The organism is Streptomyces sp. NPDC057002 (genome assembly GCF_042673825.1).
Lineage (GTDB): Bacteria > Actinomycetota > Actinomycetes > Streptomycetales > Streptomycetaceae > Streptomyces.
In genome coordinates this window covers 64085-88975 of record NZ_JBHURZ010000008.1, presented here as the reverse complement: position 1 = coordinate 88975, position 24891 = coordinate 64085, and the positions used below count along the sequence as shown (strand labels likewise).

General features: G+C 72.1%; 20 protein-coding genes. 14 read left to right on the top strand and 6 right to left on the bottom strand.

Features of this window, described 5'->3' with window-relative positions:
* Positions 1-120 precede the first annotated feature (120 nt).
* A complete protein-coding gene (locus ACFT32_RS33590; RefSeq protein ID WP_382496815.1) occupies positions 121-789 on the bottom strand; it encodes a LuxR C-terminal-related transcriptional regulator in 669 nt (222 codons plus the stop codon).
* Between the two features lie 321 nt (positions 790-1110).
* On the opposite strand from ACFT32_RS33590, the gene ACFT32_RS33585 reads away from it, so the two are divergent.
* Positions 1111-3915 carry an AAA family ATPase gene (locus tag ACFT32_RS33585; RefSeq protein WP_382496812.1) on the top strand — a complete coding sequence of 935 codons (2805 nt, stop codon included), beginning with the start codon at positions 1111-1113 and terminating at the stop codon, positions 3913-3915.
* 155 nt (positions 3916-4070) lie between these two features.
* Complete coding sequence (locus tag ACFT32_RS33580; RefSeq protein WP_382497409.1) at positions 4071-5708, top strand: RNA polymerase sigma factor; 1638 nt, start codon at positions 4071-4073, stop codon at positions 5706-5708.
* On the opposite strand, the gene ACFT32_RS33575 is transcribed toward ACFT32_RS33580, so the two are convergent.
* Both ACFT32_RS33575 and ACFT32_RS33570 read right to left on the bottom strand, forming a co-directional pair.
* Complete coding sequence (locus ACFT32_RS33575) at positions 5653-6378, bottom strand: glycerophosphodiester phosphodiesterase (protein ID WP_382496810.1); 726 nt, start codon at positions 6376-6378, stop codon at positions 5653-5655. The two genes, ACFT32_RS33580 and ACFT32_RS33575, sit on opposite strands and share 56 nt — an antisense overlap.
* Positions 6375-7493: an adenosine deaminase gene (locus ACFT32_RS33570; protein ID WP_382497407.1), complete on the bottom strand. Its 1119-nt coding sequence runs from the start codon at positions 7491-7493 to the stop codon at positions 6375-6377. Before ACFT32_RS33570 ends, ACFT32_RS33575 begins: the two co-directional genes overlap by 4 nt.
* A 158-nt stretch (positions 7494-7651) precedes the next feature.
* Here ACFT32_RS33570 and ACFT32_RS33565 point away from each other — a divergent pair, with 158 nt between their 5' ends.
* Together ACFT32_RS33565 and ACFT32_RS33560 are read left to right on the top strand one after the other, a co-directional pair.
* The gene (locus ACFT32_RS33565; RefSeq protein WP_382496807.1) at positions 7652-8299 is read left to right on the top strand and encodes a DUF4190 domain-containing protein; all 648 of its coding nucleotides are present in this window, start codon (positions 7652-7654) and stop codon (positions 8297-8299) included.
* Positions 8300-8367: 68 nt separating this feature from the next.
* The gene (locus tag ACFT32_RS33560) at positions 8368-8841 is read left to right on the top strand and encodes a DUF4190 domain-containing protein (protein ID WP_382496806.1); all 474 of its coding nucleotides are present in this window, start codon (positions 8368-8370) and stop codon (positions 8839-8841) included.
* A gap of 116 nt (positions 8842-8957) precedes the next feature.
* On the opposite strand, the gene ACFT32_RS33555 is transcribed toward ACFT32_RS33560, so the two are convergent.
* Positions 8958-9527, bottom strand: a complete 570-nt coding sequence (locus tag ACFT32_RS33555; protein WP_382496804.1) for an NADAR family protein — start codon at positions 9525-9527, stop codon at positions 8958-8960.
* Between the two features lie 199 nt (positions 9528-9726).
* Here ACFT32_RS33555 and ACFT32_RS33550 point away from each other — a divergent pair, with 199 nt between their 5' ends.
* From ACFT32_RS33550 to ACFT32_RS33520, 7 genes are all read left to right on the top strand, one after another.
* Entirely contained in the window at positions 9727-11262 is a 1536-nt protein-coding gene (locus tag ACFT32_RS33550; protein WP_382496801.1) for a gamma-aminobutyraldehyde dehydrogenase, read from the top strand.
* A gap of 56 nt (positions 11263-11318) precedes the next feature.
* Positions 11319-12566 (top strand): spermidine/putrescine ABC transporter substrate-binding protein, encoded by a 1248-nt coding sequence (locus ACFT32_RS33545; protein WP_382496798.1) that lies wholly within the window; start codon positions 11319-11321, stop codon positions 12564-12566.
* Positions 12567-12571: 5 nt separating this feature from the next.
* On the top strand, positions 12572-13717 hold the full coding sequence (locus ACFT32_RS33540; protein WP_382496796.1) for an ABC transporter ATP-binding protein: 1146 nt from the start codon (positions 12572-12574) through the stop codon (positions 13715-13717).
* Entirely contained in the window at positions 13717-14646 is a 930-nt protein-coding gene (locus tag ACFT32_RS33535) for an ABC transporter permease (protein ID WP_382496795.1), read from the top strand. The genes ACFT32_RS33540 and ACFT32_RS33535 overlap by 1 nt, the downstream gene beginning before the upstream one ends.
* Entirely contained in the window at positions 14647-15447 is an 801-nt protein-coding gene (locus ACFT32_RS33530) for an ABC transporter permease (protein WP_382496793.1), read from the top strand.
* A gap of 26 nt (positions 15448-15473) precedes the next feature.
* Complete coding sequence (locus tag ACFT32_RS33525) at positions 15474-16892, top strand: NAD(P)/FAD-dependent oxidoreductase (RefSeq protein ID WP_382496791.1); 1419 nt, start codon at positions 15474-15476, stop codon at positions 16890-16892.
* A 147-nt stretch (positions 16893-17039) separates the two neighbouring features.
* Positions 17040-17495: a hypothetical protein gene (locus tag ACFT32_RS33520; RefSeq protein WP_382496789.1), complete on the top strand. Its 456-nt coding sequence runs from the start codon at positions 17040-17042 to the stop codon at positions 17493-17495.
* A 16-nt stretch (positions 17496-17511) separates the two neighbouring features.
* Here the strand turns inward: ACFT32_RS33520 and ACFT32_RS33515 are convergent, their stop codons facing one another.
* Positions 17512-18174 carry a phosphatase PAP2 family protein gene (locus ACFT32_RS33515; protein WP_382496787.1) on the bottom strand — a complete coding sequence of 221 codons (663 nt, stop codon included), beginning with the start codon at positions 18172-18174 and terminating at the stop codon, positions 17512-17514.
* A gap of 83 nt (positions 18175-18257) precedes the next feature.
* Here ACFT32_RS33515 and ACFT32_RS33510 point away from each other — a divergent pair, with 83 nt between their 5' ends.
* Complete coding sequence (locus ACFT32_RS33510) at positions 18258-19985, top strand: acyltransferase (protein WP_382496786.1); 1728 nt, start codon at positions 18258-18260, stop codon at positions 19983-19985.
* A 29-nt stretch (positions 19986-20014) separates the two neighbouring features.
* A complete protein-coding gene (locus ACFT32_RS33505; RefSeq protein WP_382496784.1) occupies positions 20015-20617 on the top strand; it encodes a DinB family protein in 603 nt (200 codons plus the stop codon).
* Positions 20618-21043: 426 nt separating this feature from the next.
* Here ACFT32_RS33505 and gabT read toward each other — a convergent pair whose 3' ends face one another.
* Positions 21044-22378, bottom strand: coding sequence for a 4-aminobutyrate--2-oxoglutarate transaminase (gabT, locus tag ACFT32_RS33500; RefSeq protein ID WP_382496782.1), 1335 nt, complete (start codon positions 22376-22378; stop codon positions 21044-21046).
* A 251-nt stretch (positions 22379-22629) separates the two neighbouring features.
* On the opposite strand from gabT, the gene ACFT32_RS33495 reads away from it, so the two are divergent.
* Positions 22630-24825, top strand: coding sequence for an ATP-binding protein (locus ACFT32_RS33495; RefSeq protein ID WP_382496780.1), 2196 nt, complete (start codon positions 22630-22632; stop codon positions 24823-24825).
* The last annotated feature ends 66 nt before the right edge of the window (positions 24826-24891 follow it).

The following is a 24891-nucleotide window of genomic DNA, read 5'->3' as shown; positions in this document are numbered from 1 at the left end:
CGTGCTCTGCGCCGCCGTATCCGATCCTGCCCTCCGCCCCGCCACGGCCCGCAGGGTCGCCGGGGACGGCGGCGGGGCAGAAAGCGCTGCCCGTGGGGGCGACTTCGGATGCCCGTTCGGTCAGATGTAGCCTTCCCGCAGGGCATGGGCCACGGCGTGTGCCCGGTTACGCAGGTGCAGTCGGGTGGTCAGCCCGTGCATCACGTTCTTGACGGTGCGTTCGGAGTAGGACAGCTTGCTGGCGATCTCACCGGTGTCGAGTCCCTCGGACACCAGCCGCAGTACGTCCACCTCACGGGGTGTCATCCCCGAGGCCGGAGCGCCGGTACGGCCTGCGGCGCTGCGATGCAGGGTGCCCACCTGGTTGAACAGCCGGCCGAGCAGATCGGCGGGCAGGTCGCCGTCCCCGCGGGCGGCCGCGAGCACGGCCTGCACCAGCCGGGTCGCGGTGGCCTCCCGGCGCCACACGATGGCACCGACCCCGCACTCGATCACGTCGAGCAGCTCCGCCTCCCGCAGCGCGGACACCACGAGCACCGCCCGCGCGCCCTCGCTGCGCACCAGCCGGCGCAGCCGGGTCAGGCCCGTGTCGTCGAGGACGTCGTCGATGAGCAGGGCCACCGTGCCGGGGCCGGACTCGGTCTCCTCCCGCAGGTCGATCTCCGGGAACCGCCGCAGCTGGCTGAGCGCCCCCTCGCGCGTGATCGGGTCCGTGGCGTGCACCGCCACGGGGATCCGGGACGCGGAATCGGCCGTGCCGGGGCGTGTGGTCCGCGATGAGCTGAGCAACCGTTTCCCCTATGTCCACGTACGCGCCACCTCTGTGGAGTCGGTGGCGGATGTGCACTCCTCACCCTTCTGGGGCGGACGGTCCGGTCGCAATCGTGGATCACCACGAGACGCACCACGAGATCGGCCCCGCGCCGACCACGAGATCGGCCCCCGCACCGAGAAGGAGATCGCAGACGGCCGCACGGCAGCCGTCAGGTGACGGCCCGTCCGGTTCCGCCGGGGCCGGAACTCGCCGCCGTGGCACTTGTCACGGCACCCGCCCCGGGCGCAGGCCGTCCTCGACGGGGGAAGACGCCACGTCCGACCAGGGAGGCAGGAATGCCCGATCCTCAGCTCGAGCAGTCGCGGCGTACGCAGCCGGCCGAACACCGGGAAGCCGCCGCCCTGCTGGCGGCCGGCCTGGCACGCGCCCGGTCCGGGACGGGCGGCCTCGTGCTGCTGCGCGGAGCCACCGGCACCGGCCGGACCAGTGTCCTGGAGGCGGCCGCCGAGGCCGCCGCCGCACAGGGCGTGCGGGTGCTGCGCGCCCGCTGCTCCCCGGACTGGGCGGCCGCGCCCTTCGCCGCCGTGCTCCAGCTCCTCGGACCCGTACCGGGCTCGGAGCGGACCGACCCGGCCGGCGACGAACGCGAGCAGGCCGCCCTGCTCCGGCACGCGCTGCGCTCGTACGCCGGCGAGTCCCCGCTGCTGCTCGCCGTGGACGACGTCCACCTCGCGGACGGCCCCTCGTACCGCTGGCTGGTGGAGGCCGCCCGGCACGTGGACCGATTACCTCTGCCGATCCTGCTTGCCGTCACCGAGCGCAGCCAGTACGACATCGATCCGCCTGCCCCGGGCTTCACCCACACCCTCTCGCCCGCCCTCGTCGACACCCACACCCTGTCCCCGCTCACCCCGGACTCGGCGACCGGCCTGGTGCGCGCGGAGCACCCGGACGCCCCCACGTCCTGGGTCGACAGCTGCGTCCGGGCCGGTGCGGGCAGCCCCCTGCTGCTGAGGGCCCTCCTGGACGACCTCGGCGCCTCCGGCGGGTACACGGCCGACGCCCCGCTCCCGTACCCCGCCCTTCCCGAGACCTCCGCCGCCCTGTACCAGGGCTCCTACGTGGCCGCCGTGCAGTGGTGGCTGGACAGCGCCGGGAACGGCACGGCGGAGGTGGCCCGGGCTCTCGCCGTGCTCGAGGAGGGATGGGAACGGGCGGAGGGGGGAGCGGGCGGGGGCGAAGATGCGGCCGGTCTGCTCGGGGAGCTGGCCGGTGCCGATCCGGCCCGGGTGGCGGGCTGGCTCACCGCGATGACCGGGCTCGGCCCGCTGCGCCCCGGCCCGGACGGCCTGCCCCGCTACGCCCATCCGCTGCTGAGGGACGCCGTACTCTCCGGCGTCCCCGCGGCCCGGCGGCACGCGGTGCAGCGGACCGCCGCCGAGGCGCTGCTGCAACGCGGGGCCCCCACCGAGGCGGTGGCACGGCACCTGCTGCGGTGCGGCCCCGTGGACGCCCCGTGGGCCCCGGCCGTGCTGCGGGACGCCGCCTCCCTCGCGCTGCGCGACGGCCGCTCCGACGACGCCGTCGCGTTCCTGCGCAGAGCCCTGCGGGAGCCGCTGCCCGACGACCACCGGCAGCGGGTGCTGACCGAGCTGGGCTCCCTGGAGTGCGCGGGCCGGGACTCCTCGGCCGGCATCCCCCGGCTCACCGAGGCACTGGGGCTGCACGGCACACCGCAGGACCGGGTGCGGGCCGCCGTGGCCCTCGGCACCGCGCTGGCCGGACGCGGCCGGGCCCGCGCCGCCGTGGAGGTACTGCGCACGGTGGACGGCCAGCTCACCGGACACCCCGACCTGGGCAGCGCCCTCCAGACCGCGTCCGCCCTGCTGTCCGACCAGGACCAGACGGTCCGCAGCGATGTGTACCGCCGCCTGTCCGAGACCGCCGAGCGCTCACCGGAACTCGTGGGCCCGGCGACCCGGGCGCTGCTCGTCCGGTACGCCGCCAGTGCCGCACTGGCCTCGGCGGGCGACGCGATGCGCCAGGTGCGCGCGCTGCTCGCCGAGCCGGCCCACCCGCTCACCGAGCCCTTCCTGCTGGGCACGTCCGCCGCCGTCGCCCAGTGGGCCGACGAACTCGACGAGGCCGACCGCCTGGTGGACCGAGGCCTGGCCGGACAGCGCCCCGACCTGCTGCACCCCATGCACGCGGCGCTGCTCAACACGCGGGCCGACATCGCCGCCGCGCGCGGCGAGTACACCCTGCTGCCCGCCGAGCCCCCCACCCACGGCCAGGGCCCCTCCAACGTGCACGCCACCACCCTGATCGCACTCGTGGAGACCGGCCGCACCGCCGAGGCCCGGCGGCTCGCGGACGGCTTCGACCTGCGCGAGGCGCCCGACAACTGGGAGCTGAACCGCTTCCTGTACGCGCGGGGCGTGCAGCGCGCCGACGCGGGCGACACGGCCGGGGCCCTGCACGACTTCCTGGAGTGCGGCCGCCGCCAGACCGCCCGGGACGTGGTCAGCCCGGTCGTCACCCCGTGGCGCTCCGCCGCCGCCGAATGCCGGCTGGCCCTCGGCAGCCCCCAGGAGGCGCTCGCCCTGGCCGAGGAGGAGTTGCGCCTGGCCCGGGTGTGGGGCACGCCCCGCATCGTCGGCCGCGCCCTCAGGGTGCTCGGCACGGTCACCGGCGGCCGCCGGGGCCTGCGCCTGGCCGAGGAGGCCGTGGCCCTCCTCGCGGACGCGCCGGCCGCCACGGAGAGGGAGCTGGTGGCCGCGCTCCTCACACAGGGCCGGCAGCTGACCGCCGCCGGCGAACGCGCCCGCGCCCGGGACTGTCTGCGGAGCGCCGCGGAGCGCGCCGAACGTCTGGGCGCGGTGCGGCTGCGGACCCTGGCGGAGAAGGCCCTGCGCGAAGGCGGGGCCCGCCGGGCCGCCACCGCCCGCACCGGCTCCGGCGCCCTCACCGGAAGCGAGCTGCGCATCGCCCGGCTGGCGGCCGGCGGCCGGACGAACGCCGAGATCGCCGGTCTCCTCCACCTCGCCCGGCGCACCGTGGAGACCCATCTGACCAGCACCTACAAGAAGTTGGGCATACGGCGGCGGGGCGAGCTGGGGCGGGCGCTGAACGGGAACTGAAAAAAGTGTTATCGCCGGCGCTTCACGCCGTCTCCACCTTGTGATCCCCGACATAGCGAGGACCCCGGGAGCGCCTGAGAGGGTGCGTGCGGAACATCAGTGATCCGGACATCAGCGATCCGGACATCAGCGATCCCAGGCGTCGAGAGGCCACCGTGGACAGTCAGCACTGGCGCGCCACCGTCACGGCGGCGCAGGACGGCGACCGGCGGGCGCTGGACGAGCTGGTCGCCGGCTGGCTGCCGCTGGTCTACAACATCGTGGGCCGGGCCCTGAACGGCCACGCCGACGTCGACGACGTCGTCCAGGAGACCATGCTGCGCGCGGTCGGCAACCTCGGCTCCCTGCGCGACCCGGACAGCTTCCGGTCCTGGCTGGTGGCCATCGCCATGCGGCAGATACGGGACCGCGCGCGCCGCAGGACCCCGGACCGGCTGGAGGAGACGGAGTCCTCCGACTTCGCCGAACTGACCGTGCTGCGGCTCCAGTTGGAGGGCCAGCGGCGCGAGGTCGCCGAGGCGGCGCGCTGGCTCGACGACGAGGACCGGCAACTCCTGTCGCTGTGGTGGCTGGAGGTCGCGGGCGAACTGACCCGGCGCGAACTGGCCGCAGCCGTCGGCATCACCCGGCAGCACGCCGCCGTGCGCGTCCAGCGGATGAAGGAGCGCCTGGAGACCTCGCGCGGCATCGTCCGTGCCCTGGACGGCGCCTGCGCCGACCTGCGCGAGCTGACCGGCCGCTGGAACGGCCGGCCGGACTCGGTGTGGCGCAAACGGCTGGCCCGGCACATCCGCGGCTGCGGCTACTGCGGCGACACCTGCGAGTCCGTCGTACCGGCGGAACGCCTCCTGGTCGGCATCGCGCTCGTCCCGCTGCCCGTCGGGTTCACCCTGTCGCTCGCCTTCGGAGGCAAGACGGCCGTGGCCGCCGGCTCGGTCGGCTGGTCGGCGAAACTGCTCGGCGCCCTCACCAAGCCGGCCGTCGCGATGACCGCCGGCGCGACCATCGTCGCGGGCGGCGCCTACGTCGTCACCCAGCCGCCGGACACCCCGCCGCCCCCGGCCGCGGTCACCCCCACGGCGACGGCCACCACCTCCGGACCCGAGCCGCCGCCGTCCTCCGCACCGCCCGCCCCGAAGCCCTCGCCGACGAAGAAGGCCGACCTCTACGGCACGGTCGTCGACGCCGTCGACCGCGCCCCCGACCCGAACGCCCGGCCCGCCGCCCTGCCGCGCCGACCCGAGCCCGGCATCACCAGCACCGGTGGTCCGAAGGCCGTCATGCAGCACCGGGGCGACAGCGTGACGCTGAGCGGCCGGGGCTATGTCCTGGTCCGCTGGCAGATCTCGCCCAAGTCCCGGCCCGGCGCGCTGGTCATGCCCTCCTGGACCGGCCTGAAGGGCAAGCTCTTCCACGTGGCGTCCGGCGGCTGGCGCCGGATGGACGATCCGCTGCCCGGCGCCCCGAACGGCTACGCCACCGGCATGGGCGGGCCCGCCATCGGATACGCCGAACTGCCCTCAGGCACCCAGCAGATGTGGCAGAACGAGTACTTCTACGTCGACGGCACCGTCACCCTCACCCAGAACGAACGGGGCTGCGACTACGGCCTGACCGTCTTCCCGTCGAACCGGCAGGCCGTGGAGGAAGACATCAACGCGGGTCCCGACCGGGGCGCCATCCGCTACGGCCTCGTCCGCGACACCGGCACGGACAGCGCGCCGGTGCCGCAGTACGTCACCCGCTCGACCCCGGCCGATCCGGCGGCGGTGCCGCAGCGCTCGCGCGTGTAGCGCACAGTACGTCGACGCGGTTGGTCGTGATCGAGTCCACCCCGGCGTCCAGGAGCCGTCGCATGGAGCGGCGGGTGTCGGGCGTCCACACGGACAGCAGATACCCGTCGCGGCGCACCCGCTCGGCGAGGGGCCGGTCCACCAGGGAGAAACGGTAGTTGAGCCAGCGCGGTCGGACCGCCTCCAGCAGGACCGGCCGGGGCGGGGCCAGGGTCGTCCAGGTGAGGGCGATCTCCGCGTCCTGGTCCGCCGCGCGCACGGCGAGCATGGCGTCGGCGCCCGCGCAGTAGTACACGCGGTCCGCCGCCCCGGCCTCCCGTACGGCGTCCATGACCCGGCGCACCGACCGCACACCGGGCGAGCCGGGCAGGTCGATCATCACCCGGTGCCCGTCGGTCGCGGCCAGCGCCTCCGCGAGGGACGGCACCCCGCCGCCGGTCAGCCCGCGCACCTCCTCCCAGGACAGCGCGCGCACCGGCCGCTCGTGCTCCCAGAGCCGCTTCAGCGTGTCGTCGTGCAGCAGCACCGGCACGCCGTCCCGGGTCAGGCGTACGTCGATCTCCACCGCGTCCGCGCCTCGTCGCAGCGCGGAACACAGCGAGGCGACGGTGTTCTCGCGGTGCCGGTAGGGGTCGCCGCGGTGGCCGACGGCGAGGGGAACGGACGTCACCGGTCGAGCCACCCCGCGGTGTACGTGTCGATCTCGCCCTTGATCCGGGCCTTGCCGGCCGAGTCCAGGAAGGACACCTCGACGGCGTTCTTCGCCAGCTCGGCCAGGCCCCGCTCGTCGAGGCCGAGCAGCCGGGCGGCCACCGCGTACTCGTTGTCGAGGTCGGTGCCGAACATTGGGGGGTCGTCGGAGTTGATCGTGACGACGACCCCGGCGTCGACGAACTCCTTTATCGGGTGCTCGTCCAGGGTGCGGACCGCGCGCGTGGCTATGTTGGAGGTCGGGCACACCTCCAGCGCGATCCGGTGCTCGGCGAGGTGCGCGAGGAGCTTCGGGTCCTGCGCGGAGCTGGTGCCGTGGCCGATGCGCTCGGCCCGCAGATGCGTGAGGGCGTCCCACACCGTCTCCGGGCCGGTGGTCTCGCCCGCGTGCGGTACGGAGTGCAGCCCGGCCGCGATGGCCCGGTCGAAGTACGGCTTGAACTGCGGACGCGGCACGCCGACTTCGGGCCCGCCCAGGCCGAAGGAGACCAGGCCCTCCGGGCGCAGCCGGTCGTCGATGGCGAGCCGGGTCGTCTCCTCGGCGGCCTCCAGACCGGCCTCGCCCGGGATGTCGAAGCACCAGCGCAGCACGGTCCCGAACTCGGCCTCGGCGGCCTTGCGGGCGTCCTCGATCGCGTCCATGAACGCACGCTCGTCGATGCCGCGCCGGGTCGAGGAGAACGGCGTGATCGTCAGCTCGGCGTACCGCACCTGCTGCCGGGCCAGGTCACGGGCCACCTCGTAGGTGAGCAGCCGGACGTCCTCCGGGGTGCGGATCAGATCGACGACCGACAGATACACCTCGATGAAGTGGGCGAAGTCGGTGAAGGTGAAGTAGTCGACCAGGGCGGCGGGATCGGCCGGCACCTTGGAGTCGGGATGCCGGGCGGCCAGCTCGGACACGATCCGGGGGGAGGCGGAGCCCACGTGATGCACATGCAGTTCGGCCTTGGGCAGTTCCGCGATGAACGCCGCGAGGTCGCGCGGGGCGTGGGGGTCTACGAGGTGCTGGGTCAAGAGTTCCTCCCCGGAACGGCGCCCCTGCCGGCGCGGGGCGGGCGGGGCGCGGGTGATCGGCTGATCGGTGACTCAGGATTCATCGTATGCCGTGGCTGCAGCGCGCCCTTTAGGGGCGCGGGGAACTGCGCGACCAGCCCCAACGCACCCGCACTGTGGCGCGAAGCAGACGGCCCCGTAGCATGACGGCACGATCGACCCAGGGGGGATACAACATGTCGGACGCGACGCAACCCGGCGGAGGCGGCCACGACCCGTGGGCGCCCCCGGAGAACCGGCCGTCACTCGAGAAGGACCAGCCGCCCACCGCGGGGCCGCCCTCCGTGCACGACCAGGCCACGGTCACCTCCATGCCCAACGCCGCCTTCACCCCGCCCACCGGCACGCCCCAGTACGACAGCACCGGCTCCGGCCCCACGGTCCCGCCCCCGCCGGCGGCGCCCGGCGGCTACGGCTACCCCGGCTACCCCCAGGCGGGCTCCGGTTACCCCCAAAGCGGCGGCTACGGCTGGCCCGGCATGCCGATGGCCCCCCAGAACGGCATGGGCATCGCGGCGATGGTGCTCGGCATCGTCTCCTGCACGCTGTTCTGCCTGTACGGCGTGGTCTCCCTCGTCACCGGCATCCTCGCCGTCGTCTTCGGCATCAAGGGCCGCAAGCGCGCCGAGGCGGGAGTCGCCACCAACCACGGCCAGGCCCAGGCGGGTCTGATCATGGGCATCATCGGGATCATCCTCGGCATCACGGTGATCGTCCTGATCGCCGTCGGCATCACGGCCGCGATCAACAGCGACACCTCGTCCGACGACGACCCGTACTACGGCGCCCGCGGCCCCGTGGCCACCGCCCCGTCCCACCACTGAAACACCCGTCCTCCTCGGCGGACTTGGCCACTACGATGCCTTGGTCTGACAACGAGGGGAGACTGTCCATGTCCAACACCAACCCCACCCCCGGTGGGTTCGGTCCGCCGTCCCAGCCGCCGCAGCCCCCGCAGCAGCCGGCCCCCGGCTACGGCTATCCGCAGCAGTCCGGCCCGGGCTACGGCTACCCCCAGGGCAGCCCCGGCTACCCGGCCGCGCCGCCCGTCGGCTACCCGCAGGCGCCCGGCTACGCGATGCCCGCGCAGCCGAGCAACGGCATGGGAACCACCGGACTGGTGCTGGGCATCATCGGCGTGGTGTGCAGCCTGACCTTCTTCCTGTGGTTCTTCGGCGTGATCCTGGGCATCCTGGGCATCATCTTCGGCGCCATCGGCCGAGGCAGGGCAACCCGCGGTGAGGCCACCAACAAGGGCGCGGCGACCGCCGGCCTGGTCTGCGGCATCATCGCGACCGTGATCCTGCCGCTGCTGGGGTTCCTGCTCTTCGCCAGCATCATGGGCGGGCTCGGCGCGGCGAGCTGAAGCCGCCGCTCAGAGGGGGCCGGTCTCATGGGCCGGCCCCTCACTCATGCCTTCAGTCATAGCCTCGGGCATGCACTGGCTCATGCCCTCAGTGATGTCCTCGGCGATGACCTCGCTCAAGACCCGCGCAGCCGCTCCCGCGCAGCCATCAGCGCGAACCCCAGCAGGTTCGGCCCCCGCCACCGCTCCGGATCCGACGCCGCCTCGTCGTCCGCGGCCAGCCCGATGCCCCACACCCGGTCCACGGGGCTGGCCTCGACCAGCACCCTCTCGCCCGTGTTCAGCAGGAACTCCCGCAGCCCGGGATGCGCGGCGAACTTGTGGACGCTGCCGTCCACGACGATCCGGAACCGCTCCCGCTCCCATATCGCCTCGTCGAAACCGCGCACCAGCCGCCCGGCCTTCTTCGCCTCGGCGGGATGCCCGGCGGCCAGCACGGCACGCTCCGCGGCCGCGTCCTCGAACAGCCGGGCCTTGCCCGCCATCATCCAGTGCTCGGCCGTCGCGTACTCCACGCCGGCCACCGTGAAAGGCGCAGGCCACCACTGGCTCAGACAGCTCGGTCCGATCCGGCCGTCCGGCCGTGGCCGGTGCCCCCAGAAGTGCAGATACTTGATCCTCGCCCCTTCCCGGGACGCCCTGATCAGGGCCTCCCGGGAAAAGGCCGCCCCCGTGATCTTCTCCATGCACCCGAGTCTGGCACGCACCACTGACACACCGTCCTGCCTTTTCGCGGTGGACTCGACACCTGGTCGACAGATTCCGTCGCGTAACCAAAAATCAACAACGGAATCCCTTGTTGGTGCGTCATTGCTCTGCCAGGATCGGCACTCAAATCGAGCCTGAGCCACGCCGGCCCCACCAGGGGACACGGAGGAGAGCCACATGCACAACCCGGGCAACGCCACCCCGGACCGATTTCCGGCCGCAGAGCGCTTCGAGGAGGGTGCTCAGTTCATCGCGGGCCGCCTGACCAGGGGAACCTCCGGCCGTACCCACGCGGTCGTCGACCCGGCGTCGGGCGAGGAGGTCCTCCGCTACGAACTGGCCGGGACGGCCGACGTCGACCGGGCCGTCGCCGCCGCCCGCGAGGCCTTCCCCGGCTGGGCGGGGGCCACGCCCGGCGAGCGTTCCGACGCCCTGCACCGGTTCGCCGCCGTCCTGGCCGACCGGGCCGAGGACTTCGCCCGCGCCGAGTCGCTGCAGTGCGGCAAGCCGCTGAAGCTGTCCCGCGAGTTCGACGTCCCGGGGACCATCGACAACACCGCCTTCTTCGCCGGTGCCGCACGGCATCTCCAGGGGCAGTCCGCCGGTGAGTACTCCGGCGACCACACGTCGTACGTCCGGCGTGAGCCCATCGGCGTGGTCGGGTCGATCGCGCCCTGGAACTACCCCCTGCAGATGGCCGCCTGGAAGGTCCTCCCGGCGATCGCGGCGGGCAACACCATCGTCCTGAAGCCCGCCGAGCTCACCCCGCTGACCTCGCTGCTCTTCGCCCAGGCGGCGACGGACGCGGGGATCCCGGACGGTGTGATCAACATCGTCACGGGCACCGGCAGGGAGGCCGGTGAGCATCTCGTCGGCCACCCCGACGTGGCCATGACCTCCTTCACCGGCTCCACCGCCGTCGGCAAGCGCGTCGCGGAGATCGCCACCGCCACCGTCAAGCGCCTCCACCTGGAGCTCGGCGGCAAGGCGCCCTTCGTGGTCTTCGACGACGCCGACCCGGAGGCCGCCGCCCACGGCGCGGTCGCGGGTGCGCTCATCAACACCGGGCAGGACTGCACGGCCGCCACGCGCGCGTATGTGCAGCGGCCGCTGTACGAGGCGTTCGTGGAGCGGACCGCCGCGCTCATGGAGAGCGTCCGGCTCGGCGATCCCTTCGCCGCCGGCACCGACCTCGGGCCGCTGATCTCGCACGTCCAGCGGGACCGGGTCGCCGGTTTCGTCGACCGGGCGCGTGCCTACGCGCGCGTGGTGACCGGCGGAGAGGCACCTGAGGGCGAGCTGGCCAAGGGCGCCTACTACCGGCCCACCCTCATCGCCGACGCCGCCCAGGACAGCGAGGTCGTCCAGTCGGAGATCTTCGGGCCGGTGCTGGTCGTGCTGCCCTTCGACACCGACGACGAGGGCATCGCGCTCGCCAACGACACGCCGTACGGGCTGGCGGCCTCCGCCTGGAGCCGGGACGTGTACCGGGCGAACCGTGCCACGCGCGAGATCAAAGCGGGCTGTGTGTGGGTCAACGACCACATCCCGATCATCAGCGAGATGCCGCACGGCGGCCACAAGTCCTCCGGCTACGGCAAGGACATGTCCGCGTACTCGTTCGAGGAGTACACCCAGATCAAGCACGTCATGTTCGACAACACCGCGGTCGCCGCGAAGGACTGGCACCGCACCGTCTTCGGGGACCGATAGCCGCAATCGGGCCGCTTGACCACCGGCCGTCCACCCTCCGAAAGGGCACCACGCGCATGGAGCAGTACGAGCCCGACCGCCTCTCCCCGGCCCAGGTGGCCGCGATACGGCGCAGTTTCAGGAACGGCAGGGCCGCCCTCACCCGGCGGTCGCTGTTGCGCGCCTCCGCGGGCGGGGCGCTCGCGGCCGGCGGACTCGGGACGCTGAGCGCCTGCGGCATCCCGGCGGCAGGCACGTCGCAGGGCGGCGTATCGGCGGAGGACCACTCGGCCAAGGAGAAGACGGTCGCCTTCTCCAACTGGACCGAGTACATGGACGTCGACGACAGCGGCAAGCGCCACCCGACGCTGGAGCAGTTCACCAAGCGCACCGGCATCAAGGTCAAGTACACCGAGGACATCAACGACAACAACGAGTTCTTCGGCAAGATCAAGCCGCAGCTCGCCGCGGGCCAGGACACCGGCCGCGACCTGATCGTCCTCACCGACTGGCTGGCCGGACGGCTCATCCGCCTGGGCTGGGCGCAGAAGCTCGACCCGAGCAACCTGCCGCACGCCTACGCCAACCTGTCGCCCCAGTTCCGCAGCCCCGACTGGGACCCGGGCCGCGCCTACTCGTACGTCTGGCAGGGCATCTCCACCGTCATCGCGTACAACAAGAAGGCCCTCGACGGCGTCGAGGTGAAGTCGCTCTCCGACCTGCTCGACAACCCCAAGCTCAAGGGGCGTGTGGGCTTCTTGTCGGAGATGCGCGACAGCGTCGGCATGACGCTGCTCGACATGGGCAAGGACCCGGCGGACTTCACCGCCGACGACTACGACGCGGCCATCGCCCGGCTCCAGAAGGCCGTCGACAAGGGGCAGATCCGCCGCTTCACCGGCAACGACTACACCTCGGACCTGACCAGCGGCGACTTCGCGGCCTGCGTCGCCTGGGCCGGTGACATCGTCCAGCTCAAGGCGGACAGCCCGGACATCGACTTCCTCGTCCCGGACAGCGGGTACATGACGTCGACCGACAACCTGCTGATCCCCAACAAGGCGCGTCACAAGACGAACGCCGAGCGGCTCATCGACTTCTACTACGAGCCGAAGCCGGCCGCCGAACTCGCCGCGTACATCAACTATGTGTGCCCCGTAGACGGGGTGAAGGCCGAGCTGGAGAAGATCGACAAGGACGCGGCGAACAACCCGCTGATCATCCCCGACAAGGCCATGGCCGCGAAGTCCCACGCCTTCCGCTCGCTGAGCTCGAAGGAAGAGACCGAGTTCGAAGCGAAGTTCGCGAAGCTGACGGGGGCGTGACCACCATGACGAACAAGACAGACGCCACGGGCGACGTCCGCCTCAAGGGCATCGGCAAGACCTACGGTGCCTTCACCGCCGTGCACCCGCTCGACCTGACCGTGCCGCAGGGCTCCTTCTTCGCCCTGCTCGGCGCGTCCGGCTGCGGCAAGACCACCACCCTGCGCATGATCGCGGGCCTGGAGGAACCTTCCTCCGGGACCGTGTCGCTGGGCGACCAGGACGTGACGGCCCTCCCGCCGTACAAGCGGCCGGTGAACACGGTCTTCCAGTCGTACGCCCTCTTCCCGCACCTCGACATCTTCGAGAACGTCGCCTTCGGTCTGCGCCGGCGCGGCATCAAGTCGGTGAAGAAGCAGGTCGGGGAGATGCTCGACCTCGTGCAGCTCGGCGAGCAGGCCCGCAAGAAGCCGCACCAGCTCTCCGGCGGCCAGCAGCAGCGCGTCGCCGTGGCCCGCGCGCTGATCAACCACCCCAAGGTGCTCCTGCTCGACGAGCCGCTCGGCGCCCTCGACCTCAAGCTGCGCCGCCAGATGCAGCTGGAGCTCAAGCGCATCCAGACCGAGGTCGGCATCACCTTCGTCCACGTCACGCACGACCAGGAGGAGGCCATGACCATGGCCGACACGGTCGCCGTGATGAACGCGGGCCGCGTCGAGCAACTGGGCGCCCCCACCGACCTCTACGAGAACCCGCGCACCACGTTCGTCGCCAACTTCCTCGGCACCTCGAACTTCATCGAGGCCGAGGTCGACTCCAGGAGCGGTGAGGAGATCGTGCTGAAGGCGGGCGGCGGCAAGCTCGTCCTGCCCGAGTCGCGGTGCGGCGCGCCCACGACGACCGGCGGCAAGGTCCTGGTCGGGGTCCGCCCGGAGAAGATATCCCTCACCCACGCGGACGACGCCGGCGAGATACCGGAGGGCCGCAACCGCATCACGGGCCGGATCGCCGACTCCAGCTTCATCGGCGTCTCGACGCAGTACGTCGTCGACAGCCCGGTCTGTTCCGAGTTCGAGGTCTACGCCCAGAACATCGACCGCGACCCCCGCCTGGTGCCCGGCGCCGAGGTCGTCCTGCACTGGAACCCGGCCCACACCTTCGGCCTGGACGCGGAGCAGGACGCCGACGCCGGAGTGGAAGAGGCGGCCTGATGTCCACACTCACCGAGGCGCCACCGCCCCTCGCACCGGAAGCACCCCAGCCGAAGCCCCCGAAGCGCAGAGGCCGCTGGACGCCGTACTGGCTGCTGCTGCCCGGCATCCTCTGGCTGCTGGTCTTCTTCGCGCTGCCGATGATCTACCAGGCCTCCACGTCCGTGCAGACGGGCTCCCTGGAGGAGGGCTACAAGGTCACCTGGCACTTCGCCACGTACTGGGACGCGCTGTCCGCGTACTGGCCGCAGTTCGTCCGGTCGGTGCTCTACGCGGGCACCGCCACGATCCTGTGCCTGCTGCTCGGCTACCCGCTCGCGTATCTGATCGCCTTCCGCGCGGGCCGCTGGCGGAACCTGATCATGATCCTGGTGATCGCGCCGTTCTTCACCAGCTTCCTGATCCGCACCCTGGCCTGGAAGACGATCCTCGCGGACGGCGGCCCGCTGGTCGGCGCGCTGGACACGCTGCACGTCCTGGACGTCACCAACTGGCTCGGCTGGACCGCCGGCGACCGCGTCCTGGCCACGCCGCTCGCCGTGGTCTGCGGTCTGACGTACAACTTCCTGCCCTTCATGATCCTGCCGCTCTACACCTCGCTGGAGCGCATCGACGGCCGGCTGCACGAGGCCGCGGGCGATCTGTACGCCCGGCCCCTGACGACCTTCCGCAAGGTCACGTTCCCGCTGTCGATGCCGGGAGTCGTCTCCGGCACGCTGCTCACCTTCATCCCGGCGACCGGCGACTACGTCAACGCCGACCTCCTCGGCTCCACGGACACCCGCATGGTCGGGAACGTCATCCAGACGCAGTTCCTGAGAGTGCTGGACTATCCGACGGCCGCCGCACTCTCCTTCATTCTCATGGCCGCGATTCTGCTCATGGTCACCCTCTACATCCGCAGGTCCGGGACGGAGGATCTGGTCTAAATGCCCTTCGTCAACTGGCTCAAGAGAAATCTCGTCGTCATCGCGGGACTGCTGACACTCGGCTATCTCCTGCTGCCGAACATCATCGTGACGGTGTTCTCCTTCAACAAACCGAAGGGGCGCTTCAACTACGAATGGCAGCGGTTCTCCCTGGACGCCTGGAAGGACCCGTGCGGGGTCTCCGACCTGTGCGGCTCACTGTCGCTCAGCCTCCAGATCGCCGTCTGGGCGACGCTCGGTGCCACCCTCCTCGGCACCCTGATCGCCTTCGCGCTGGTCCGCTACCGGTTCCGGGCCCGCTCCGCCGTGAACTCGCTGATCTTCCTGCCGATGGCGATGCCCGAGGTCGTCATGGCCGCCTCGCTGCTCACCCTGTTCCTCAACATGGGCGCCCAGCTGGGCTTCTGGACGATCCTCATCGCGCACATCATGTTCTGCCTGAGTTTCGTGGTCACGGCCGTCAAGGCGCGCGTGATGTCGATGGACCCGAAGCTGGAGGAGGCGGCACGGGACCTGTACGCGGGCCCGATCCAGACCTTTGTGCGGGTCACCCTGCCGATAGCCGCCCCGGGAATCGCGGCGGGCGCCCTGCTCGCCTTCGCCCTCTCCTTCGACGACTTCATCATCACCAATTTCAACGCCGGCTCGACCGTCACCTTCCCCATGTTCGTCTGGGGATCGGCGCAGCGCGGAACGCCCGTTCAGATCAATGTCATCGGCACGGCCATGTTCGTCGTCGCCGTACTGTTCGTTCTGGCTTCCATGGTCGCCGGTAACCGCCGCAACAGGCAAAAGGCATAAAGGTATAACCGTAGGGAGTTGAAATCATGGCCCCGAGCGCCATGAATCAGTGGACTCATTCGCTTTCCGACGTCCAGCCGGTCCCGTACTGGCTGGACGACCCCGGCCGGCCCCGTCCGGAACCCGCTCTCACCACCTCCGAGACCTGCGACCTGCTGGTCGTCGGCGGCGGCTACAGCGGACTGTGGACGGCGCTGATCGCCAAGGAACGCGACCCGGCACGTGACGTGGTGCTGGTGGAGGGCCGCGAGGTGGGCTGGGCCGCCTCCGGCCGCAACGGCGGCTTCTGCGCCGCCTCCCTCACCCACGGCCTGCCCAACGGCCTCGCCCGCTGGCCCGACGAGATCCACAGGCTCCAGGAGCTCGGCATCCGCAACCTCGACGCGATCGAGGAGGCCGTCTCCCGGCACTCCATCGACTGCGACTTCGAACGCACCGGCGAGATCGACGTCGCCACCGAGCCGTACCAGGCGGCCGAACTGCGCGACTGGCACGAGGAGACGTCCCGCCGGGGCCTCGCCGAGGGCGTCGAGTTCCTGGAGGCGGAGGCCGTACGGGAGCAGGTGGACTCACCCACCTTCCAGGCGGGCCTGTGGGACCGCAGGGGCGTGGCCATGCTGCACCCGGCGAAGCTCGCCTGGGGCCTCAAGCAGGCGTGCCTCCGGCTCGGCGTCCGCGTCCACGAGCACACCCCGGCGCTGACCCTGAAGCCCTACGGCCCCGGCATGGCCGTACGCACCCCCTACGGCCGGATCCGCGCCCGTCAGGTCGCCCTCGGCACGAACATCTTCCCCAACCTGGTCAGACGCGTCCGCTCGTACACCGTCCCGGTCTACGACTACGCCCTGATGACCGAGCCCCTCACCGAGGGCCAGCTGGCGTCGATCGGCTGGAAGAACCGCCAGGGACTCGGCGACAGCGCCAACCAGTTCCACTACTTCCGCCTCTCCGCCGACAACCGGATCCTGTGGGGCGGCTACGACGCGATCTACCCCTACGGCGGCCGCGTCCGCGCCGAGTACGACGACCGCCCGGAGACCTACGCCAAGCTCGCCGGGCACTTCTTCACCTGCTTCCCGCAGCTGGAGGGCGTCCGCTTCAGCCACGCCTGGGGCGGCGCGATCGACACCTGCTCCCGCTTCTCGGCGTTCTTCGGCACCGCCCACCAGAAGAAGGTCGCCTACGCGGCGGGCTACACGGGGCTGGGCGTCGGCTCCACCCGCTTCGGCGCCGAGGTGATGCTGGACCTGCTGTCCGGTGAGCCGACGGAACGCACGGAACTGGAAATGGTCCGCAAGAAGCCCCTGCCGTTCCCCCCGGAGCCCTTCGCCTGGACGGGCATCGCCCTGACCAAGTGGTCCCTGGCCCGCGCGGACGCCCACGCCGGCCGCCGCAACCTGTGGCTGCGCACGATGGACCGGCTGGGGCTGGGCTTCGACAGCTGACCGAGCGGGTGTGAGCCGGTTCACTCCAACGAGGAGCCGAAACCCGCGTAATGACCGTACGGAGACCCCCTTCTCCCTTGTGACGCCCTCGGGACGCGCCGCGTTCGCGAGATCACGAGCTTCACGAGAGAACAGGGGGTCTTCCTCATGACCGGTGCGAAGACGGCGGTCGAGTGGCTCGCATCCGCCGCACCCGACCCCGAGGCCTGCCGCTGGGAGTGGGAGCGCAACCCGCTCGGGGTCGCGCTGCTGCCGGCCGGCGGCGTCTGGGACGTGCTGATCCTGCCCGCCGACCTCGGCTACGCCACGCTCGACGTGCTCACTCGCGTGCTCGACCGGCCGGGGCCCGTGCTCGTCGACTTCGGCGACGAGCGCATCGGGTTCTTCGTGCCGCCGGGCACCGCGGCACGCTGGCTCGGCACGGGCATCAGGACGGCGGGCGCCGGCACCTGGATCGTCGTGCCGTACCCGGGCCGTTCCTCACCCGGCGGCGTCCGCTGGCTGATTCCACCGGACGGCTCGGGCATGCTGACGGACCCGACGCTGCTGGAACTGGCGATGCACGAGGCGGCGGCGCGGCTGGCCACGGAGAGGGACGACTAGGGCGGGTGGCCGGGACTCACCGAGGCCGCTCGGCCGTCCCCCGCCTCAGGAACAGCCACAGCGAAGCGAGCAGCACCGCGCACAGACACCAGCTGGCCGCCACGTCCAGTGGCCAGTGGTAGCCACGGCGGACCAGGCCGTAGCTCGCGCCGAGTACGAGGGCGACGCAGACGGTGACCAGGGCGCCGCGGGCGAGGGGCGTGCGGAGCCGGGGGAGCAGGAGCAGGGTGGCGCAGCCGTAGGCGATGGCGGCCGTGGCCGTGTGACCGGAGGGGTAGTAGCCGGTGCCCGGCGGGACGGCCGGGGTGCCCGGGCGGTCCGTGAGGTCCTTGAGCGGGATGATCAGCGCCGGGACCAGCGCCATCAGGAGGGCCGCGGCGGCGACCGGCAGCCACCAGCGTCGCGTACGGCGGGTCCGTACGGCGACGTACCCGAGGGCGACGGTGAGGACCGGGACGGCGACCTGGACGTTGCCGAGGTCGGCGAGGAGCTCGGAGTAGCGGTCCGGGTGGACGAGTTCGCGGCTGGCGCGCTCGTCGAGGCGGATGAGCGGGCCGTCGGCGACGACCTGCCAGGTGATCAGGACGAAGAGCAGGGCCGGGAGGCTGAGCAGGAGGGCCACGAAGCGCGAGTATGTCGCGGTGGGCTCGTCGCGAACCTGGTTCCCGGAGATCGGCATGGGACACAGCTTGGCACGGGCACGGATACCCCCTGTCCAACCGCTGTCCCCTGTCCGCCCGCGCGACCCCAGTGGAGGAGCACGTGAACCAGCCGGAGAGCGACGAAGGCCTCTTCGACCACTGCCCGTGGCTCTACCCCGAGCAGGCGTCTCAGGCGCAGCGCGCGGCACAGGAACAGCGCCGGAAACGGCTCCTCGCGGGGGCCGGGGCGGTGCGGCTGGGTGAGGGCTGTTTCGTCGCGGAGACGGCCGCCGTGTACCCGGACCACCTGGACCTGGGCGACCGCTCCTACATCGCGGCCCACGCGTATGTCACCGGCGACATACGCACCGGCGCCGACTGCACGGTCAACCCCTTCACCGTGGTGCGCGGCACCGTCACCCTCGGGGACGGGGTCCGCGTCGGTGCCCACAGCTCGCTGCTCGGCTTCAACCACGGGACCGAGCCCGGCCTGCCGGTCCACCGGCAGCCGGTCACCAGCCGCGGGATCACGATCGGCGACGACGTGTGGATCGGCTCGCACGTGGTCGTCCTGGACGGCGTCACCATCGGCGACCACTGCGTCATCGGCGCGGGCGCGGTCGTCACCAAGGACCTGCCCGCCTGGACGATGGCGGCCGGCAACCCGGCCCGCCGCATCCGCGATCGCCGCGATCCGCGCGAATCGGGGCCCGGCAGCGGGGCGGGGGCGAGTACGGCACCGGCCGGTACCGCGCCCCGCCCCGCCGACACCCCCGCCCTCGTCGAGGCGCTCTCGGCGTTCGCCGGGGCCGCCCGTGCACAGGCCGTCGATGTGCTGGACCGCTGCCGGCAACCGGCCACCGGCCGGTACGTCGACCGGCCCGGCACCGAGCCCACCGTGCGGGCGCACTGCGACGCCGTCGAGATCGCCGACCTCCTCCTCGGGGAGGCGCCGCCCCGGCTGTCCGCCGCCGAGCACGTGGCACTGCTGCGCGACCTCCAGGACCCGGCCACCGGCCTCATACCCGAGTACGGCGCACCACCGCCGGTTCCCGGCCCGGCCGGAGTGCCGGACGACGGGGCTGCGGCCTATCACGTGCTGTGCGTGGGGTACGCGCTCGACCTGCTCGGCAGTTCCTTCGCCCACCCCGTCCACGCGGTCCGCCGCACCACCGCCGACCGGCTGGTCACCCACCTGGCCCAACTGCCCTGGGACGACCGTGCCTGGCACGCCGGTGCGTGGGTCGACTCCTGGGCCACCGCCGCGTACTGGAATCTGCGCCTCGGTGCGGAAGCGGCCGCGCCCGGGGCGCTGGAGGCGCTGTTCGGCCGGCTGCACACCCGGGTCGACCGCCGTACCGGCATGTGGGGTTCGCCCACGCCGCGGGACGGACACCTCCAGATGGTCAACGGCTACTACCGGCTCACCCGCGGCTCCTTCGCCCAGTTCGGCCTGCCCGTGCCGTACGCCGAGCGCGTGATCGACACGGTCCTCGACCACGCCCGCGACCCCCGCCACTTCGCCCCCGGCCGCGAGAACGCCTGCAACGTCCTGGACGTGATCCACCCCCTGTGGCTCTGCGCCCGGCAGACCACCCACCGCTGTGAGGAGGCCCGCTCCTGGGCGGCGACCCAGCTCACCGCCGCCCTGCGCCGCTGGCATCCCGGCCGGGGCTTCGCCTTCGGCCCGGCCCCCGACGGCACCGGCCCGGGCCGCGACCCCGGCCTCCAGGGCACGGAGATGTGGCTCGCGATCATCTGGCTGCTCGCGGATGTCGCCGGGGTCGCCGACGCCCTGGGCTACCGGCCGCGTGGCATCCACCGCCCGGAGCCCGCTCTGCCCGGCTGATTGTCAGTGCCGGGTGCCAGACTCCCGGCATGACCGAACCCGACCCGAAAGCCGACCTGCTCCGCTACCTCCAGGACGCCCGCGAAGCCCTGCTCTGGAAGCTCGAAGGGCTCTCCGAGTACGACGTCCGCCGCCCGCTCACGCCGACGGGAACCAACCTGCTGGGCCTGGTCAAGCACGTCGCCGGAGTGGAGCTGGGCTATTTCGGCGACACCTTCGGGCGGCCGTACTTCGTCGAGGAACCGCCCCCGCCCTGGTGGTACACGCAGGACGCCGAACCCAACGCGGACATGTGGGCCGCCGCGGACGAGTCACGTGAGCAGATCACCGGGCTCTATCGCACCGCCTGGGAGCACTCGAACCGCACGATCGAGACGCTGGCACTGGAGGCGACCGGACACGTCCCGTGGTGGCCCGAGGAGCGCCGGGAGGTGACGCTGCACCACATCCTGGTCCGGGTGATCGCCGACACACAGCGGCACGCCGGGCACGCCGACATCGTGCGCGAACTCATCGACGGCAGCGTCGGGCTGATGAAGAGCACCGACAACATGACCGAAGGCGATCAGGACTGGTGGGAGAACCACCGACGCCGGCTGGAGCGGGTCGCACGGGAGGCCGATGACAGCTGATCCGGCTCGCGAGACGCGGCGAAAAGGAGAGAGAAGAAGAGGGAGGTCGGCCGCCCCGGAACAGGGGGGGAGTTCCGAGGCGGCCGTCCGGACCGGAACGTCGCGCGCCCCGGGGGGTTTGGGGCGGGCGACTGTCCGATCGGTGAGGAGATCCAGAGCCTCAGGCTCCGGTTATGTGCGCGAGGGCACGACCAGGTCGAAGCTGGGGAGGCCCCGGCCTGATGTCACCCACAGTCCCCTGTGGGCGGGGGTGTATCTCTCATCTGGGTAGAACCTACGACAGGGGCTGGGCGGAGGACAGGCCACAGGGCCGCCTGTCATCCACCTCGCACACCTTCTTCACACGCTCTGCCGCTCGCAGCCCCCGAGAGCGGAACCATGACGGCTCACCTGCCCCGACGGCGGCTCAGATGCGTAACTGCCGTGTCAGCTACGGGCGAAGGCCTGCTCGATGATGTCGAGGCCCTCGTTCAGCAGGTCCTCGCCGATCACCAGCGGGGGCAGGAAGCGGAGCACGTTGCCGTAGGTGCCACAGGTCAGGACCAGCAGGCCCTCCGCGTGGCAGGCCTTGGCGAGCGCGGCGGTCGCCTCCGGGTTCGGCTCCTTGGTGGCGCGGTCCTTGACCAGCTCGATGGCGATCATGGCGCCGCGCCCGCGGATGTCGCCGATGATGTCGAACTTCTCGGCCATCGAGGTCAGGCGGGCCTTCATGACCGCCTCGATGTGCTTCGCCCGGGTGTTGAGGTCGAGCTCCTTCATCGTCTCGATGGAGCCGAGCGCACCGGCGCACGCGACCGGGTTGCCGCCGTAGGTGCCGCCCAGGCCGCCCGCGTGCGCGGCGTCCATGATCTCGGCGCGACCGGTCACGGCGGCCAGCGGGAGACCACCGGCGATGCCCTTGGCGGTCGTGATCAGGTCGGGGACGATGCCCTCGTCCTCGCACGCGAACCACTGACCCGTGCGGCAGAAGCCGGACTGGATCTCGTCGGCGACGAAGACGATGCCGTTGTCCGAGGCGAACTGGCGGATCGCCGGCAGGAAGCCCTTGGCCGGCTCGATGAAACCGCCCTCGCCGAGCACCGGCTCGATGATGACGGCGGCCACGTTCTCGGCGCCGACCTGCTTGCTGATCTGGTCGATGGCCTGCGCGGCGGCCTCCGGGCCCGCGTTCTCCGCGCCGGTGGGCCAGCGGTAGCCGTACGCCACCGGCACCCGGTAGACCTCGGGCGCGAACGGCCCGAAGCCGTGCTTGTACGGCATGTTCTTCGAGGTCAGCGCCATCGTCAGGTTGGTCCGGCCGTGGTACCCGTGGTCGAACACCACCACGGCCTGCCGCTTGGTGTGCGCACGCGCGATCTTGACGGCGTTCTCGACGGCCTCGGCGCCGGAGTTGAACAGAGCGCTCTTCTTGGCGTGGTCACCCGGGGTCAGCTCGGCGAGCGCCTCGGCGACCTCGACGTACCCCTCGTACGGCGTGACCATGAAACAGGTGTGGGTGAAGTCGGCCAGCTGGGCGGAGGCCCGGCGGACGACGGCCTCGGCGGAGGCGCCGACGGACGTCACGGCGATGCCCGAGCCGAAGTCGATGAGCCGGTTGCCGTCGACGTCCTCGATGATCCCGCCGCCCGCGCGCGCCGTGAACACGGGCAGTACGGAGCCCACGCCCTGCGCGACCGCGGCGGTGCGGCGGGCCTGCAGCTCCTGCGACTTCGGTCCGGGGATGGCGGTGACGACGCGGCGCTCCTGCGGAAGTGAGGTCATGCGGGGCTCCTGGGTGGTGCGAAGGGGTTTCTGCGGACGCTTGGCTTCTTTTCTCGCAGGCTAGGGCCGGGAAAGGGGGGTGGGCATGCTCCATGTGGGCGTTGTCGGCGGGGCGGCTTGTCCGGGGTGGACATGGCGCTCTGGTGGGCTGCTGCCCACGACCCGGCCGTGTAAGCGGTGAACTCCCCAGGGGAGGGCGTTAGATTGGCTCGCTGATGGTGGACGGAGCGGCTGGTCAGGGGGAAAGGGCGATGGACAGCGACGGGACGCAGGAGGCGCGGGGTACACATGCGAGCCCCGTACCGCGTCCGGCGGGGGCGCCGGAGGTGCCCTCGGCGCCACCGAACGGCCCCGGCGAGCCACCGGGCGGCCGGAGCGCGCCCCCGGACGGGCCGGCCGTGCCGCCCCGGCCCACGCGGGCGCCCGGGGCGCCGCCGGTGCCCGACGGCTCGTCCTTCGTGACGTGGCTGCGCACGCCCCGGCCCGACGCGGCGCCCGGCGTCTGGCGGTTCGGGCACCGACCGCGGCCCGCGGAGGAGCCCGAGGAGATCCCCACCCGGCAGTTGCTGAGCGGGGCGCTGATCGCCTTCCTCGTGGGATGGCTGATCTGGTCGCTGCTGCAGAACGGGTACCTCGGCAACTGGTGGTGGGTGCCGTTCGACCTGATCATTCCCGATGCCTGGCGCGGCGGCGACAGCGATCTCGGCGAGACCGGCACGTTCATCGTGTACCAGGGATACGAGCTGCTCGTCGCCCTGGCGATCATGGTCGGGGTGGCCCGGCTGGGCCGCTGGGGCGAGGTGTGGCGCCGCTTCGTCGTGCCGCGCTTCCGCCGGCCGGAGCCCCAGACGGCGCATCGGGACCCCCAGGACGACCCGGCCCAGTGGAACGAGCTCCGCGCCGCCGGAGCCGTCGACGCGGCCGAGCGGCTCGCCGCCGAGGCCCGCTCCGGGCTCATGAAGGACGTCGACCACGCCCGGATCCTCCGTGCCTGGCAGGGCGTGCGCACCGGACGTCACAGCCTCGCCACCTTCACCTCCACCGTCCTGCGGGACGGCGCCACCGCCTGCCTCCACCCCTCCGGAGAGCGCGACCTGCCGGCGCGCCTCGCCCGGCACGACCTCGTCACCGGCCAGGTGCGGCTGGGAACCACCGTCGACGACAGCCGTAACCCGTACGCCTACCGGGGCGCGGGGCTCGGTCTGGGGCCCGATCTGCTCGGCACCTCGCTCGTGGCCGTCGGCCCCGCCGGGTCCGGCAAGACCGGAACCGTCGTCCGGCCGCTCGCCGAGTCGCTGTGTCTGCACGCGCTGGCCGGACGGGCCGCCGTGGTCGTGGTCGGAGGGGCGGGCGCGGGGCTCGGGCCGGCCGACGCGTACGACGTCGTCGTGCGGATCGGGAACCAGGACTCCGAGTACGACCTCGACCTGTACGGCGGGACCGCCGACCCGGACGAGGCCGCCGCCGTGCTCGCCGAGGCGCTCGTCGGGGACCTCGCCGATCCGCACCCGGGCAGTGACACCCGGCGCTCCACGACCGTCCTCGCCCAGCTCCTCGGACCGTTCCGGGCCGTACACGGGCGTTTCCCCTCCGTACCGGAGCTGCGGCAGCTCCTGGACGGGGCGCCCGGGCCGTTCGCCGCGCTGCGGCAGGGGCTGCAGGACGCCGGGCAGGAGTCGCTGCTGCGGGAGCTGGACGCCCGGGAGCGGCAGATGGGGCAGCCGGGAGACGTCGGCGGGGTGCTCGCGGACCGGGTCGCGCTGCTGGACCGTCCCGCCTTCGCCTCGTTCTTCGACACGTCCGGGGCCACCCGGCCCTTCACCCTCAAGGCCCTCGACCACCCCGTGCGGGTGCGGATCGATCTGCCCGAGCGCGGGCACGCCGACGCGTCCCGGATGCTGGCGCGGCTGGTGCTCGCACAGTTCTCGGCGAGCGTCGCGGTGCGCGAGGACCGGTCGCTGTTCGCCTGTCTGGTGCTGGACGACGCGACCGGCGTGGTGACGCCGGAGGGCGTGCGCGGCATCCAGCGGCTGCGGTCCGGCAACGCCGGAGTCGTGCTCACCCTGCGGACGCTGGACGACGTGGCCCGTCCGCTGCGCGGACCACTGCTCGGGGCCACCGGCTGCCGGATGGCGCTGTCGGGGGTCACGCCCTGGGACGGGCAGGACTTCGCCGAGGTGTGGGGCAAGGAGTGGACCGAGGCCCGGGACGTGACCGACCGGCAGATCATCGCCGAGACCCCGGCGGGCAAGGCCGTGCACATGCTGCGCCGGGTGATCACCGGCAAGGCGCCGACCGCGCGGGCGGTGACCGTGCGGCAGGTCGAGCGGGAGCGCTGGTCCGCGTCCGAGCTGGCGCACGGCGTACCGGCGGGGCACGCGGTGCTGTCGCTGACCGATGTGAAGGGCGAGCACGCGCCGCCGCTGCTGGTGGATCTTCGGGGCTGACCTCTACGGGCTGGTGCGGTACGCGGGGACCGTACGGTGAGGCAGAATCGTCACAGGTCGTTCATA